This window comes from Kocuria sp. cx-455 (genome assembly GCF_057707085.1).
Map to the genome: position 1 here is coordinate 104,430 of NZ_JBYIPM010000005.1, position 14,531 is coordinate 118,960.

The 14,531-nt window shown below is 66.5% G+C and carries 12 protein-coding genes, 1 tRNA gene and 1 pseudogene; 12 read left to right on the top strand and 2 right to left on the bottom strand.

Going from position 1 to position 14,531, the window contains the following annotated elements:
- Window positions 1-7: 7 nt before the first annotated feature.
- Window positions 8-1,396: a sigma 54-interacting transcriptional regulator gene (locus AC3ENJ_RS08890; protein WP_190781484.1), complete on the bottom strand. Its 1,389-nt coding sequence runs from the start codon at window positions 1,394-1,396 to the stop codon at window positions 8-10.
- A gap of 122 nt (window positions 1,397-1,518) precedes the next feature.
- On the opposite strand from AC3ENJ_RS08890, the gene AC3ENJ_RS08895 reads away from it, so the two are divergent.
- From AC3ENJ_RS08895 to nrfD, 7 genes and pseudogenes are all read left to right on the top strand, one after another.
- Window positions 1,519-2,151 (top strand): MSMEG_4193 family putative phosphomutase, encoded by a 633-nt coding sequence (locus tag AC3ENJ_RS08895; protein WP_190806996.1) that lies wholly within the window; start codon window positions 1,519-1,521, stop codon window positions 2,149-2,151.
- A 9-nt stretch (window positions 2,152-2,160) separates the two neighbouring features.
- Window positions 2,161-2,865 carry an SCO1664 family protein gene (locus AC3ENJ_RS08900; RefSeq protein ID WP_190781486.1) on the top strand — a complete coding sequence of 235 codons (705 nt, stop codon included), beginning with the start codon at window positions 2,161-2,163 and terminating at the stop codon, window positions 2,863-2,865.
- Between the two features lie 158 nt (window positions 2,866-3,023).
- Window positions 3,024-3,257 carry a hypothetical protein gene (locus tag AC3ENJ_RS08905; RefSeq protein WP_190781487.1) on the top strand — a complete coding sequence of 78 codons (234 nt, stop codon included), beginning with the start codon at window positions 3,024-3,026 and terminating at the stop codon, window positions 3,255-3,257.
- Window positions 3,258-3,266: 9 nt separating this feature from the next.
- Window positions 3,267-3,833: a hypothetical protein gene (locus tag AC3ENJ_RS08910; RefSeq protein WP_498957867.1), complete on the top strand. Its 567-nt coding sequence runs from the start codon at window positions 3,267-3,269 to the stop codon at window positions 3,831-3,833.
- Window positions 3,834-3,845: 12 nt separating this feature from the next.
- A pseudogene (fdh, locus tag AC3ENJ_RS08915) lies at window positions 3,846-6,587 on the top strand (formate dehydrogenase); the annotation flags it as partial.
- The gene (locus tag AC3ENJ_RS08920; RefSeq protein ID WP_190781490.1) at window positions 6,584-7,726 is read left to right on the top strand and encodes a 4Fe-4S dicluster domain-containing protein; all 1,143 of its coding nucleotides are present in this window, start codon (window positions 6,584-6,586) and stop codon (window positions 7,724-7,726) included. The pseudogene fdh and the gene AC3ENJ_RS08920, both read left to right, overlap by 4 nt.
- Window positions 7,723-8,823, top strand: a complete 1,101-nt coding sequence (gene nrfD / locus AC3ENJ_RS08925) for an NrfD/PsrC family molybdoenzyme membrane anchor subunit (RefSeq protein ID WP_431813779.1) — start codon at window positions 7,723-7,725, stop codon at window positions 8,821-8,823. Before AC3ENJ_RS08920 ends, nrfD begins: the two co-directional genes overlap by 4 nt.
- On the opposite strand, the gene selD is transcribed toward nrfD, so the two are convergent.
- Window positions 8,824-9,840: a selenide, water dikinase SelD gene (gene selD / locus AC3ENJ_RS08930; RefSeq protein WP_431813780.1), complete on the bottom strand. Its 1,017-nt coding sequence runs from the start codon at window positions 9,838-9,840 to the stop codon at window positions 8,824-8,826.
- A 49-nt stretch (window positions 9,841-9,889) separates the two neighbouring features.
- Here selD and AC3ENJ_RS08935 point away from each other — a divergent pair.
- The 5 genes from AC3ENJ_RS08935 to AC3ENJ_RS08955 all read left to right on the top strand — a co-directional run bounded on the left by AC3ENJ_RS08935 (window position 9,890) and on the right by AC3ENJ_RS08955 (window position 14,470).
- Window positions 9,890-9,984: transfer RNA gene (locus tag AC3ENJ_RS08935), tRNA-Sec, on the top strand.
- Window positions 9,985-10,062: 78 nt separating this feature from the next.
- A complete protein-coding gene (selA, locus tag AC3ENJ_RS08940; protein WP_431813781.1) occupies window positions 10,063-11,370 on the top strand; it encodes an L-seryl-tRNA(Sec) selenium transferase in 1,308 nt (435 codons plus the stop codon).
- Window positions 11,370-13,169, top strand: a complete 1,800-nt coding sequence (selB, locus tag AC3ENJ_RS08945) for a selenocysteine-specific translation elongation factor (protein ID WP_190807002.1) — start codon at window positions 11,370-11,372, stop codon at window positions 13,167-13,169. Before selA ends, selB begins: the two co-directional genes overlap by 1 nt.
- Window positions 13,170-13,321: 152 nt before the next feature.
- Window positions 13,322-13,591, top strand: a complete 270-nt coding sequence (locus AC3ENJ_RS08950; RefSeq protein WP_190781495.1) for a DUF3072 domain-containing protein — start codon at window positions 13,322-13,324, stop codon at window positions 13,589-13,591.
- 120 nt (window positions 13,592-13,711) lie between these two features.
- The gene (locus AC3ENJ_RS08955) at window positions 13,712-14,470 is read left to right on the top strand and encodes an alpha/beta fold hydrolase (protein WP_308495873.1); all 759 of its coding nucleotides are present in this window, start codon (window positions 13,712-13,714) and stop codon (window positions 14,468-14,470) included.
- Window positions 14,471-14,531: the final 61 nt, after the last annotated feature.

The following is a 14,531-nucleotide window of genomic DNA, read 5'->3' on the forward strand; positions in this document are numbered from 1 at the left end:
ATGGCCTCTATCCGTAGACGGTTTCCCCGTCACCGGTTTCCTTGGAGAGCTGCCGGACCAGGAACAACCCTTCGAGGGCCAACTCGATGGCGGTGGCACGGTGACCGGGGGTGTCCCCGCCCACCTGGGATGCGACCTGGTCGTACAGGTCGCTGTCCTCCAGTTCGGGCAGGGCGTCCAGGAACTCCTGGGCGGTGACCTGTTCACCTGTGGTAATGGTGCGCTGGCCGTCGAAAGCCTCCACGAGCGGACCGAAATCCAACCCTCGGAAATGGTCCCGAACGGCGTCTGCGGTCGCGGTGCGCAGCAGGTGCCCCAGGATCTCGTCCTCGCGACCTTCTTCTCCGGACTCGAACTCGATCTTGCCGCCCAGCACGTCCACGGCACTGTCCACGTCCACGAGGCGCGCCACGGCGTCCTCACCGGAGCGCACCGTGGCGCGATGTCTTGCCGCGGCGGCAATGGTTTCCGCGCCGGCGATCGCGAAACGCGCTGAGACGCCCGAGGCCTGGTTGACCGCATTCGACTCGCGTAGCGCGCGCGTGAAGCGAGCCAGGATTTCCAGGATCACCTCCGGGACCTCGGCCGTCAGATGGGCCTCCTGGCGAATCACGGCCATCTCGTCCGCAAGTTCCAGGGGATAGTGGGTGCGGATCTCGGCCCCGAAACGGTCCTTGAGCGGGGTGATGATCCGACCGCGGTTCGTGTAGTCCTCCGGGTTGGCGGAGGCGACGACCAGGACGTCCAGGGGCAGGCGCAGCACGTAGCCGCGGATCTGGATGTCACGCTCCTCCATGACGTTGAGCAGTGCGACCTGGATGCGTTCAGCCAGGTCAGGAAGTTCATTCAGCGCCACGATGCCCCGATTGGCGCGGGGGACCAGGCCGAAGTGGATGGTTTCGGGGTCACCCAGTCGGCGACCCTCGGCCACGCGCATGGGGTCCACGTCGCCGATCAGGTCGGCCACGGAGGTGTCCGGGGTGGACAGCTTCTCCACGTACCGATCGGTGCGGTGCCGCCAGACGACGGGAAGGGCATCACCCTCAAGGGCTGCGCGGGTCACGGATTCAGCGGTGATGGGATCGTACGGATGCTCGTTGAGCTCTGACCCCTCGATCACCGGGCTCCACTCATCGAGCAATCCGGGCAGGGTGCGCAGTAGACGGGTCTTACCCTGGCCTCGCTCACCCAACAGCACGATGTCATGACCGGCAATCAGGGCTCGCTCGAGCTGCGGGATGACCGTGCGGTCAAAGCCGTGCAGGCCCGACCACGGATTCTCCCCGGCCGCCAGCGCGGCCAGGAGGTTGTCGCGAATTTCTTCGCGCAGGGTTTTCAGGACGTGACCTGCGGCGCGCAAGTCACCTACGGTGCGGATCTCAGGCTGAACGCTCACGCAAGCCACGCTACGCCCGGGGGCGGACGGCGTCGACCCCTGAAAAGGGTGATGACGTCGCGTGACGGTCGTGGAACCGGCGGGCCGTGACGGGAAGGTTTCGGCCACCTAGGCTGGGCGATGTGAGTCCCGAAACCACCACACTGCTCCTGGTCCGACATGGCCAGACACCCACCACCGGGCACGTCCTGCCCGGCCGCACTCCGGGGTTGCACCTGTCCGACACCGGACGCGAGCAGGCGACGCGCGTGGCGACGCGACTGACCGACCTGGCGTTGACCGCGCTGTACTCATCCCCGTTGGAACGCACACGGGAGACCGCGCAGGCAACTGCGGACGCGACCGGTCTGCCGGTGCTGGAGGAGCATGGGCTGCTGGAACTGGACGTCGGGGACTGGGCAGGTGAGAACCTGGCCGACCTGGCACGCATGCCCGAATGGCAGACCGTGCAACACGAGCCCGCGAGCTTCACCTTTCCGGGGGGAGAAGGTTTCCAGGACATGCTGGAGCGGATGGTCGATGCGCTCGCTCGCATCCGCGCCGCTCATCCCGGTGGCACCATGGTGTGTTTTTCTCACGCGGACCCCATCCGGGCCGTGCTGGCACACGCCATGGGAACACCACTGGACAAGTTCCAGCGCCTCAGCGTGGGACCATGCTCGGTGTCCGCGATCGCCTACCCGCAGGGCCAGGACCCCGTGGTGCTGACCGTCAATTCCACGCAGGATTCCCTGGCCACGTTGACGGCGCAGTAAGGGGTCATCATGGATGATCAGCGCACGCGTGAACTCCTGGAGCTCGGTGATATCGAAATCCTCGGGCAGCTCGTGGCGAGCAGCAACGAAACCTTTCTGGTCGAATTGACCCACGGGGATGATCAATGCTGGGCCATTTACAAGCCCGAGTTGGGGGAGCGGCCGCTGTACGACTTCGAACCGGGCCTCTACCGGCGTGAACGTGCGGCGTATCTGTTGAGTGAGTCGCTGGGCTGGGGGATCGTGCCACTCACCATCATTCGTGAGGATGGACCGTACGGTATCGGCTCGTTACAGCGGTTCATTGAAACGGACTTGGCGCAGCACTATTTCACCCTCTACACGGATTCCCCGGACTCCCACGAGGACCTCAAACGCATGGCGGTCTTCGATGTGCTGGCCAACAACACCGACCGTAAGGCCGGCCACGTCCTGCGGGGTCTCGACGGGCGCATCTGGGGCATCGACCACGGGTTATGTTTTGCCGAGCCGTTCAAACTGCGAACGGTCATCTGGGATTTCGCCCGGGAACCCATTGCGGAGTCCTTGCTGAAGGACATCGGCCCCCTTGAACACCAGGTCCCGTCCGATGTGGCGGACCTGCTGACCGCCGGGGAGGTCCAGGCCATCCGGGAACGCGTGAGGGTCCTGGGGCTCGTGGGACGGCTGCCTGCGGATCCCACCGGGAGGAGGTTCCCGTGGCCGTTGATCTGAACGGGCACGCACACCGTGGCGCCGTCGGCGGAACGGTGTTCGACCGTTTTGGCGTGATGTGGTCCTTCTCGGCACCAGCTGACGACCAATAGTAAGTACTATGATCGCCCTACGGGCCGGTCGACGTGACCGAGCTCGCAGCGAGAAAGGAACCCCTCATGACTGAGCCCATTCCCGACCCCAACCCCATCGACAACCCGGACGCCGCCCGGGAACCCCTGCGCGAGGACGAATTCATCGGCACCACCGGTGACGAGGATTCCGCGTGGGAAGAGGACGACGCTCAGTGGGGCGCCGATGAGGACCCGCTCAATGACGTGGACGAACTGGAGCTGAACAACCGGATCGACACGGCAGATCAAGAGCTGCCCACCGATCCCGACGTGGACTAGCCTGGACCCATGTCGCGATTCAGCCCACTGGAATGGCCAGTCTTCCGGCAGTTCCGCACCGCGGACTCCACGGGCCGCAGCTCGGCTGCGGTGTCTCAACACACCCGGGACATCACCTCGCGCACCGAAACGGCGGACCGTGTGGTGCAGAGCGTGTGCCCGTACTGCGCCGTGGGCTGCGGACAAAAGGTGTACGTCAAGGACGAGAAGGTCATCCAGATCGAGGGCGATCCGGATTCACCCATTTCGCGCGGCCGCTTGTGCCCCAAGGGCTCGGCGAGCGAGCAACTGGTCAACTCGCCGGGTCGGCAGACCCGTGTGCTGTACCGGGCACCGCGGGCCACCGAGTGGCAGCAGCTGGACCTTAATGCCGCAGTGGATATGGTGGTGGACCGCTTCCTGGAGTCCCGCCGCCGTACGTGGCAGGACACGGATGAGCAGGGCAGGCTCCTGCGCCGCACCATGGGCATCGCGGCACTGGGCGGGGCGACCCTGGACAATGAAGAGAACTACCTGATCAAGAAACTGTTCACGGCGGCGGGTGCGGTTCAGATCGAAAATCAGGCCCGCATTTGACACTCCGCCACGGTTCCCAGTTTGGGAACCTCGTTCGGGCGCGGCGGCGCCACCCAGTCCCTGCAGGACATGGCCAACGCGGATTGCATCGTCATTCAGGGCTCCAACATGGCCGAATGCCACCCCGTGGGATTCCAATGGGTCACTGAGGCCAAGGCGCGCGGCGCCAAGATCATCCACGTCGACCCGCGGTTCACGCGCACCACAGCGGTGTCCGACAAGCATCTCCCCATCCGGGTGGGCTCCGACATCGCGCTGCTGGGCGGGTTGATCAATTATGTGCTCACCCATGACCTGTGGTTCCACGAGTACGTGCTGGCGTACACCAACGCGGCCACGATCATCAACGACGACTACCGGGATCCCGAAGACCTGGAGGGACTGTTCTCCGGTTATGACCCGGACAGCGGGACCTATGAGCACACCTCCTGGAGCTACCGCACCGCTCCCGGGTACGAGGACGAGGGCGCCCAGGATTCCGGCGAAGACGAGCACGGCGATCAGAAGAGCGGACGCGCCGGCGGCGACGAGCACGGCAGCGGCGGCCCGCCGCTGAACACCAATCATCCCGACCGGGACGAGTCACTGCAGGACCCCAACACGGTTCTGCAGATCCTCAAACGCCATTACGCCCGCTACACCCCGGAGATGGTGCGGGACACGTGCGGGATCTCTCTGGAGGACTTCGACTACCTGGCCAGAGCGGTCACGGAGAACTCGGGGCGGGAACGCACCACGTGCTTCGCTTACGCGGTGGGCTGGACCCACCACACCCTGGGTGCGCAGTTCATCCGCACCGCGGCGGTGCTGCAGTTGCTGCTGGGCAACGTGGGACGGCCGGGCGGCGGGATCATGGCACTGCGCGGTCACGCGAGCATCCAGGGCTCCACGGACATTCCCACACTGTTCAACCTCTTGCCGGGCTACCTGCCCATGCCCTCGGTGGACAAGGAGTCCTTCGACGAGTACGTGGATGCCATCGCGGTCAAGAAGCAGAAGGGCTTCTGGGCCGAGGCGGACGCCTACACCGTGAGCCTGCTCAAGGCCTGGTGGGGGGACGCCGCCCGGGAGGACAACGGCTGGGCCTATGACTACATGCCACGGCTCAACGGCCCCCACGGTACGTACCAGACCGTGATGGCAATGCTCAAGGACGAGGTCGAGGGTTACTTCGTCCTGGGCCAGAACCCGGCGATCGGCTCGGCCAACGGGCGGTTGCAGCGGCTGGGGATGTCCCACCTGAAGTGGCTGGTGGTGCGGGACTTCAACCTCATTGAATCCGCCACGTGGTGGAAGGATGGCCCGGAGATCGCCACCGGCGAGTTGCGGACCGAGGATATCGACACCGAGGTGTTCTTCTTCCCCGCGGCCAACCACGTGGAGAAGGCCGGGACCTTCACCCAGACCCAACGGTTGCTGCAATGGCGGCACCAGGCCGTCACCCCGCCGGGAGACTGCCAGAGCGAGCTGCAGTTCTTCTTCGAGCTGGGCAAGCGGCTGCGGGCCAAGCTGGCCGACTCCCAGGACGAACGGGACCGGCCCCTCCAGGAGCTCACGTGGGATTACCCCCTGCTGCCGGAAGGCGAACCGGATCCGCGGGCAGTGCTTGCCGAGATCAACGGCAGACATCTGACCGGCCCGGACAAGGGTAAGCCGCTGTCCAGCTACACCCAGATGAAGGCTGATGGCTCCACGGACGGCGGGTGCTGGATCTACACCGGGGTCTACGCGGATGGGCAGAACCACGCCGCGGACCGGAAGCCGGGGCGGGAGCAGGACGAGATCGCCTCGGAGTGGGGCTGGGCATGGCCGGCCAACCGCCGGATCCTCTACAACCGTGCTTCCGCGGACCCCGAGGGCAAGCCGTGGAGCGAGCGGAAGAAACTGATTTGGTGGGACGCGCAGCGTGAACGCTGGACCGGTCCGGACGTCCCGGACTTCCCCGTGGACAAGGACCCGGCCGCCCGGCCGGACCCGGATCTCGGCGGGGCGGCGGCACTGAGCGGCGATGACCCCTTCATCATGCAGGCCGATGGCAAAGGTTGGTTGTTCGCGCCGCGCGGGATGGTGGATGGGCCCCTACCCACCCATTACGAACCGCAGGAGTCCCCCGTGGTCAACCCGTTGTACGCGCAGCAGCAAAATCCCGCCCGGGAGCTGTTCCCTCACCCGGGCAACCTCTCCGCGCCGGAGCCGGGAACCCCGCAGGCCGAGGTCTACCCCTACATGTTCACCACGTACCGGCTGACCGAGCAGCACACGGCCGGTGGCATGAGCCGCTGGTTGCCCTACCTCTCCGAACTGCAACCGGAGATGTTCTGCGAGGTTTCCCCGGAACTGGCGGCCGAATGTGGGCTGGAACCGTACGGCTGGGCCACCATCGTCTCCCCGCGTTCCGCGATCGAGGCCAAGGTGTTGGTCACGGACCGCATGACACCCCTGGACATCGGGGGGCGCACCGTCCACCAGATCGGGCTGCCGTACCACTGGGGGCAGGGCGGGGATGCCGTGGTGACCGGAGACGCCGCTAACGACCTGCTGGGAATCACCCTGGATCCCAACGTGCACATCCAGGAGTCCAAGGTCGGCACGTGCGATATCCGCCCCGGCCGCAGGCCCCGCGGACCCGAGGTACTTGAACTGGTTTCGGAATACCAAGAACGCGCGGGGCTGACACCGTCCACCAGTAACACGAAGGTCACCGATCCCCAGCGGGAACTTACCGCCGAGCAGACAGAGGATGGTTCTCAATGACCGCAGATCCAGCCGCCAATCCGACCGCGGACGCCCACTACGACCACCCGCACCCCCGCAAGGGATTCTTCACGGACACCTCCATCTGCATCGGATGCAAGGCGTGCGAGGTCGCGTGCAAGGAGTGGAACCGTAATCCGGTGGACTCGGACTATGAGCTGCTGGGTTCCTCCTACGACAACACCGGTGCCCTGGGTGCCAATACGTGGCGGCACGTGGCGTTCATCGAACAGGGCGCGGAGCAAATCGATCGTGCCCGTGAGTCCGGCCGCGCGCTGGTGGATCTGGGCATGCCTCGGGTCGGCCCGCCCGAGGGTGCAGCATCATCGAAGACGACGTCGCAGGGCACCATCCCCGTGACGCAAGCCGCTCCGGCCGGGTGCGGTTCCGGTGGCGGCGGGTGCGGTTGCGGCAGTTCGCCCTCGCCGGAAGACTCCGCAGACTCTTCCGATGGCCAGGGACCTGAGTCACCCGTGGCCGCGTCCGTGCATCCGGACACCCCGGATTTCCGCTGGCTCATGTCATCGGACGTGTGCAAGCACTGCACCCACGCCGGTTGCTTGGACGTGTGCCCCACGGGCGCGCTGTTCCGCACCGAGTACGGCACCGTGGTGGTCCAGGACGACGTCTGCAACGGCTGCGGCACCTGCGTGGCAGGCTGCCCGTTCGGAGTGATCGAGCGTCGCAGCGATGGTGTGTTCGAACCCAAGAATCAGCGTGATTCCCCGCCCGTGCCGGACTCCGTCAAGGTTCCGCAGCACGGCGTCGCCCAGAAGTGCACGCTGTGCTACGACCGCATGAAGAACGATCAGACGCCCGCGTGTGCTCAGGCCTGCCCCACCACGTCCATAAAGTACGGCGACCATGACTCCATGGCCGCTACGGCGCGGGAACGAGTGGCCCAGCTGCACGAGCAGGGCAAGACCGAGGCTCGCCTCTACGGAGCCAACCCCAATGACGGAGTGGGCGGTACCGGTTCCGTGTTCCTGCTCCTGGACGAACCGGAGACCTACGGTTTGCCACCGGACCCGCGCGTTCCCACCGCCGATCTCCCGTACATGTTCAAGCGCGCGGGCATGGCCGTTGCCGGCATGTTGGCCGTGGGCGCCGTCGCTTTCGCCTCGGGTGGCCGCCGATGAGCGTCTCCGAATACGACAACTACCGCCCACCCGAAGAGCCGCGCCGTAAGCGTAAGGGGAAAGGGCGCCGCAGGGCATCCGGATCCGCTTTCCGCAGAGGCGGCGACGGGTCCCGCGAAATGCCCATGGTGCCCGAACCGGAGTTCACGTCCTATTACGGGCGTCCCATCGTCAAGGCACCGCCGTGGGAGGCGCAAATCGGCGCGTACCTGTTCCTGGGCGGGCTGGCGGGCGGCTCCTCGATCCTGGCCTTCGGCGCGGAACTAACCGGCCGGCCACTGCTGAGGCGCAACATGCGACTGTCCGCCCTCGCCGCGGCGAGCCTGGGCACGCTCGCCCTGGTGAGTGACCTGGGCCGTCCCGAGCGGTTCCTGAACATGATGCGCACCATCAAGCCCACTTCTCCCATGAGTCTGGGTTCATGGCTGCTTGCCTACTACGCCACTCACGCGGGTTTTGCCGCGGCCGCCGAAGTGGATCGGGTGACCCACGCGAAATTGCCCTTGGGGCCGCTGCGTCGCGTCCTGCGCCTTATCGAACGGCCCGCCGCGGCCGGCGCCGCGGTCACGGGCGCACCGTTGGCTGCCTACACCGCCGTGCTGCTCAGTGATACCGCGGTGCCCACGTGGAACGCGATGCACAAGGACCTTCCGTTCGTGTTCGTGAGTTCGGCGTCGTTGGCCGCCGGCGGCCTCGCCATGTTGACCACGCCGGTCACGGAGACCGCGCCCGCGCGGACCTTTGCCCTCGTCGGTGTGGCGGGTGAATTCGCGGCCATGCACCTGATGAAGCAGCGCATGGACCCCGTGGTCGTCGAACCTCTTGAGCAGGGCCGCCCGGGTACGTGGCTCACGTGGAGCGAACGGCTGAGCCTGGCCGGTGCCGCGGGTACGATCCTCGGCGGACGACGCCGCTGGGCCGCCGCGCTCTCGGGCGCCGCGTTAATGGCTTCCTCCGCGCTCACCCGTTTCGGAGTGTTCCAGGCGGGCAAGGACTCCGTGAAGGACCCCAAGTACACGGTGGAACCGCAGCGCAATCGGTTGGCAAAACGCCGGGCCGCGGGCATCGTGGACGATTCGATCACCACAGCCGGCTGATTAGCGGACCCGAACCAGCTCTTCGTCGTGTTCGGGCAGGGCCACGGTCTCACCGATCACGGGGCACCCGGGCAGCTCGCCCACCACGAGGAGCCCGCCGGACGTCTGGGCATCAGCGAGGAACAGGAGGTCCTCCTCCGAGAGTCCGGAGTCAGCCGTCAGGTGGGGGCGCACCCAGTCCAAGTTGCGACGGGTGCCGCCGGAGACGAATCCGTCCCGCAGCGCTTCCGCCGCGCCGGAGACCATGGGTACCGCGCTGCGGTCGATGACCGCACCCACCCCGGAGGCACGGGCCATTTTGTAGAGGTGGCCGAGCAGCCCGAAACCGGTGACGTCCGTGGCCGCCTTCAGTCCCGCGGCTACGGCGGCGTGGGACGCGTCCCGGTTGAGCTGGGTCATGGTGGCGATGGCTTCCTCGAAGACCTCGCCGGTCTGTTTGTGGCGGTTGTTGAGTAATCCCACGCCCAATGGTTTGGTGAGCGTGATGGGCAGCCCTGCCTGGGCTGCGTCGTTGCGGAGTAATTTGGTGGGGTCCGCCGTGCCGGTCACGGCCATGCCGTACTTGGGTTCGGGGTCATCGATGGAGTGACCTCCAATCACCGGGCACCCTGCCTCGGATGCAATGTCCAGGCCGCCCTGCAGGACCTCGGACATCAGCTCCATCGGCAGTACGTCGCGGGGCCAACCGACCAGGTTGATCGCGACGATCGGGTGGCCACCCATGGCGTAGACATCGGAGAGGGCGTTGGCCGCGGCAATCCGACCCCAGTCGTAGGCGCTGTCGACCACGGGGGTGAAGAAGTCTGCGGTGGACAACACGGCGAGGTCCTCGCGGACCAGGACCGCAGCGGCGTCGTCGCCGTCGTCCAGGCCGACCAGAACGTTGGGCGCCGTCTGCCCCGTGAGGCCGCGGACGGCCTGCTCAAGCTCTCCCGGCGGGATCTTGCAGGCGCAGCCGCCGCCGTGGGCGTAGCCGGTGAGGCGAAGATCAGTGGACGGGAACTGTGAAGGAGCCATGTCTCCAGTCTAGGGAGACCAGTCGTGCGGGCGGTGATAGGTTCGATACGGAGGCGTCTGAGTCCTGGTGGGCTCCCCGGTCTTCAAAACCGGTGAAACCGAGCATCTCGGTTTGGCGGGTTCGATTCCCGTCCGCTTCCGCCACATGTCGCCGCGCCCCTCGGATCGCTCCGAAGGCGGCGGCTGCTCACCCCAGGCACCCGAGACGTTCAAGGAGTCACAGTGACCGGAGCAGACCCCCGTTCACAGATTCCCAGCACGGATCAGCTCCTGGCGCTGCCGGAAGTTCACGCCGCTCGAGCCAGGCTGAGCGAACACGTGATTCGCTCCGCCATAACGCGAGCTCAGGAACGGGCCCGCCTGACGGAGATCGCACCGGAAGACGTGCGGGACGCGGTGATCGCAACTCTGGCCGGACGGCGGGCCACCTCCCTGACCCCCGTGCTGAACGCGACCGGCGTGGTCATCCACACGAACCTCGGCAGGGCGCCGTTGTCGGTCGCGGCACGTGAGGCGTTGTTGGATGCGAGCGGGTATGTGGATGTCGAACTGGATCTGATCACGGGGCAACGCTCCAAACGCGGGGTGGCCACGCGTGAAGCGCTCCTGGCCGCTTGCCCCGCGGCCGAAGACGCCCTGGTCGTCAACAACGGTGCGGCCGCCCTCGTGCTGGCCACCACGGCGTTGGCGCGCGACCGCGAAATCATTGTGAGCCGCGGAGAACTCGTGGAAATCGGCGCCGGCTTCCGGTTGCCGGATCTGATGGAATCCACGGGAACTCGTTTGCGGGAAGTCGGCACCACCAACCGCACCCATGTCGCCGATTACGCGGACGCGGTCGGGCCGCACATCGCCGCTCTGCTCAAGGTCCACCCGAGCAACTTCAGGGTCACTGGATTCACGTCGGACGTCCCCCTGCGGGACTTGCGCGCGCTCGCGGACGAGCATGACCTGCCCCTCATCATGGATGTCGGCAGCGGTCTGCTGGCCCCCGATCCAACCCTGCCGGAAGAACCCAGCCTGAGCGAAGCGCTCGAGGCCGGCGCGGACGTCGTCATCGCCAGCGGTGACAAACTGCTCGGCGGTACCCAGGCGGGAATTCTGCTGGGCCGCGCGCGCGTCATACAGCGCCTGGCCACACACCCGCTGGCACGGGCGGTTCGTGCCGACAAGCTGACCCTCGCCGCACTCGAGGCAACGTTGGTGTCCGGGGAGACTCCGGTACAGCGGGCGCTCCACGCAGATCCTGAGCAATTGCGCGCGCGAGCCGAGAAACTCGGTGACGACCTGGCAATGCCCGTGGTGCCCCACGACGGCCGCGTGGGCGGCGGGGGAGCGCCAGGGGTGCCACTGTCGGGGTGGGCGGTCCGCCTGCCGGAGCAAGCGGCGCGGTTGCTGCGACTCGGCCAACCCGCCGTGTTGCCGCGCGTCCACGACGGCGCGTGCCTGATCGACCTGCGCTGCATTCCCGAGGCCGACGACGAACGCGTCGTCGCCGCCGCACGCGTCGCGTTGGGAGCGCTGGACTGATGTACGTTGTCGCGACCGCGGGCCACGTGGATCACGGTAAGTCAACCCTGGTGCGAGCCCTGACCGGAATGGAACCGGATCGCTGGGCCGAGGAAAAACAACGCGGGCTCACCATTGATCTGGGATTCGCCTGGACGGATCTGCCGTCCGGGAACAACGTGGCCTTCGTGGATGTCCCCGGCCACGAACGATTCCTCGGCAACATGCTCGCGGGGCTCGGGCCGGCACCCGTGGTCTGTTTCGTGGTCGCCGTCGACGAAGGCTGGCAGGCCCAGTCCAGCGATCACCGTGACGCATTGGCGGCGTTGGGTATTGAGCGCGGGCTGATCGTCCTGACGAAAGCGGATCGGGCGCCCGAGCGGGTGGAGGCCGTGACGGAACAGGTCAGGGGCGAGTTGTCCGGAACCGGCCTTCGCAATGCCCCGGTAGTGGCCGTGTCCGCCCAGAACGGGACGGGTTTGAATGAATTTCGCGCGGCGCTGGACGGCGTTCTGCAGGACGTTCCCCTGCCGGACCCCGCGGAGCGGTTGCGGCTCTGGGTGGATCGGGCGTTCTCGGTGTCCGGGGCGGGCACCGTGGTCACGGGAACCCTGACCGCCGGAACGGTTCGCGTGGGGGACAAGCTGAGCTTGCTCGGTCAGGATCGTGTTCGCCCGGTCACGGTACGTTCAGTGCAGAGTCATAATCGCTCGGTGCAGGCCATTGGGGCGACCAACCGGGTGGCCATTAATATGCGGGGCATTTCTGCGGAGGACGTTCATCGCGGTGATGCGCTCCTGACACCGGACGCGTGGCCGACCACGGGTGAACTGGATGTGCGCCGGATGTCCGGGATCTCGTTCGAGGACGCACCGGCGGAAATCATGGTCCACGCGGGGTCCGCCTCGGTCCCGGCGCGCTTACGACCCTTTGACGACGATCACGCGCGTGTGCAGCTGTCCCACGAGCTGGCGCTGATCCCGGGGGACCGGTTGGTAATGCGCTATCCCGAGGCCCGCGTGCTGTTGGGCGGGGCACGTGTGCTCGATGTGGACCCGCCCGAACTCAACCGGCGCGGCGACAGCGCACGGCACACCCAATGGCTGGCCACCCTTCCCGAGACCGGGGATCCCGTGGCTGAGACAAAACACCGCGGAGCGGTGCGCATCGCGTGGTTGCACAGGTTGGGACTTGTGGACTCGGGGGGCGCAGAGCCTTCGCCCGGTGAAGACATCACCAAGGTGGGGCGCTGGTGGATCCATCGCCCGGTGCTCACAGGCTGGGCGGAGAAACTGCGCAGCGCCGTGAAGCGGCTGCACGAGCGGGATCCATTGAGCCCCGGCATGACCCGGGGCGCGGCCATCGATGCACTTGCTCTGCCCGGGCCGGAATTGCTGGCAACGGTCATCAGGGAGGCCCAACTCGAGGAGCGGGGCGGTCTCATCACCGTTTCCGGCCGTTCCGGGGAACTGGGCGCGGCCGAAAACGCTGTGGCCCGGGTCGAAGCCCAGCTGGTCAAGAATCCCTTTGCGGTGCCCGAGGCCCAGGAACTCACTGACCTCGGGCTGGGACCCCGTGAACTGGCGGCCGCGGAACGAGCGGGGCGGCTGGTGCGGTTGGCGGACGGCGTCGTGGTGCTGCCGAACGCTCCGGCACTGGCCATGCGCGAGCTGGCGCGGCTGGAGCAACCGTTCACCACGAGTCAGGCACGGCAAGCGTGGGGGACCACCCGGCGCGTGGCCATCCCACTGCTCGAGCATCTGGATGCACGCGGCTGGACCCGGCGACTGGACGGAACCGCGAGGACCGTCGTGCATTAGGGCACCGGTGCGCCGTCCGGCAGGACCACGCTCTGGGCAGAAGGTCTAGTGCGTGTCGGAGCGCCAGATTAATCTGGAGAGCAAGCTGGGCGATCGATAGCGTGCTGTGTTGGACTCCCAGTCGACTGCAAAACACCGAACAAGGAGAAATCATGTCGCAGAACGCGGACGAGAACCTCGGCAACGAGCCCATTGACTCCCGTGAGGAAACGGGCGAGACCATTGGTGCAACAGGCGACGCCCAGAACCCCGATCTGGAGAAGGATCCGGAGGACTGGGTGAGTGGCAACGACCCCATGACCGAATCCCAGAAGTCTTATCTGGACACCCTGGCCAGGCGCGCCGGCGAGGAACTGCCCGCGAACCTGACCAAAGCGGAAGCTTCGGAGCACATCGACCGGCTGCGCGGTTCCGGATCCTGACCCGTTGCATTGCAACGGACTTGGGCGGTGGGGTGGCGTGACCAGTAGATTGGGCAGGTGACTGACACGCACCCAACCTCCGTTCATTCCGTTGAAACCGGCCACGGCGACCACCGCGTCGTGTTCCTCCATGGCCTCTTCGGCAGGGGCAAAAATTTCAGCATGATCGCCAAGGGTCTGCAGCCGGAATTCCGAAGCCTGCTGGTGGACCTGCCGAATCACGGGCAGTCCCAGTGGACCGAGGAACTCAACTACCTGGAACTTGCCGATCGTGTGGCGGAGCATCTCGCGAGGGGATTCGCCGCGAACGGCCCCGTGGACGTGGTCGGGCACTCAATGGGCGGCAAGGTGGCCATGGTGCTCGCCCTGCGCCACCCGGAACTGGTGCGCAAGCTCGTGGTCATCGACATCTCACCCGTGGGATCAGGGTCCGGCCGCAGCGAATTCCACCATCTCCTGGACGCACTCGCCGCGGTGGACATCGAGGCCGCTCAACGCCGCTCGGACGTGGATGTTGCCCTCAAGGACCCCATCCCCGAGGCCGGTGTGCGCGGGTTCCTGCTGCAGAATCTGAAGAACCACGGCGGTACCCTGCGCTGGCAGCCCAACCTGGGCCTGCTGCGCTCGGAGCTGGAAACCATCATGAGTTTCCCCGACATCGAAACCGAGCTCCACAAGGCGCAGTTCCCCGGCCGGGTGCTGTGGATCGCGGGTGAGAACTCCAACTACGTCAAGGACGAGGACGAGCCCGTGATGCGCTCGTTGTTCCCCAGCACCATTCGTCTGAAGGTGCGCGGGGCCAGTCACTGGGTGCATTCGGACCGCCCGCAGGAAGTCATCAACGCGCTGCGGACGTTCTTGCTGTCCGAACGGGGGTAGCCCGGGCTCGCCTCGCGAGTGCGTCCCGCCCGCGCGTGGTTTTCGGCTGAGGGTATGAACC

Coding starts and splice junctions, on each gene's coding strand:
- AC3ENJ_RS08900 (WP_190781486.1), top strand. CDS start 2,161: ATGGATGATCAGCGCACGCGTGAACTCCTGGAGCTCGGTGATATCGAA.
- AC3ENJ_RS08905 (WP_190781487.1), top strand. CDS start 3,024: ATGACTGAGCCCATTCCCGACCCCAACCCCATCGACAACCCGGACGCC.
- AC3ENJ_RS08910 (WP_498957867.1), top strand. CDS start 3,267: ATGTCGCGATTCAGCCCACTGGAATGGCCAGTCTTCCGGCAGTTCCGC.
- AC3ENJ_RS08920 (WP_190781490.1), top strand. CDS start 6,584: ATGACCGCAGATCCAGCCGCCAATCCGACCGCGGACGCCCACTACGAC.
- nrfD (WP_431813779.1), top strand. CDS start 7,723: ATGAGCGTCTCCGAATACGACAACTACCGCCCACCCGAAGAGCCGCGC.
- selD (WP_431813780.1), bottom strand. CDS start 9,840: ATGGCTCCTTCACAGTTCCCGTCCACTGATCTTCGCCTCACCGGCTAC.
- selB (WP_190807002.1), top strand. CDS start 11,370: ATGTACGTTGTCGCGACCGCGGGCCACGTGGATCACGGTAAGTCAACC.
- AC3ENJ_RS08950 (WP_190781495.1), top strand. CDS start 13,322: ATGTCGCAGAACGCGGACGAGAACCTCGGCAACGAGCCCATTGACTCC.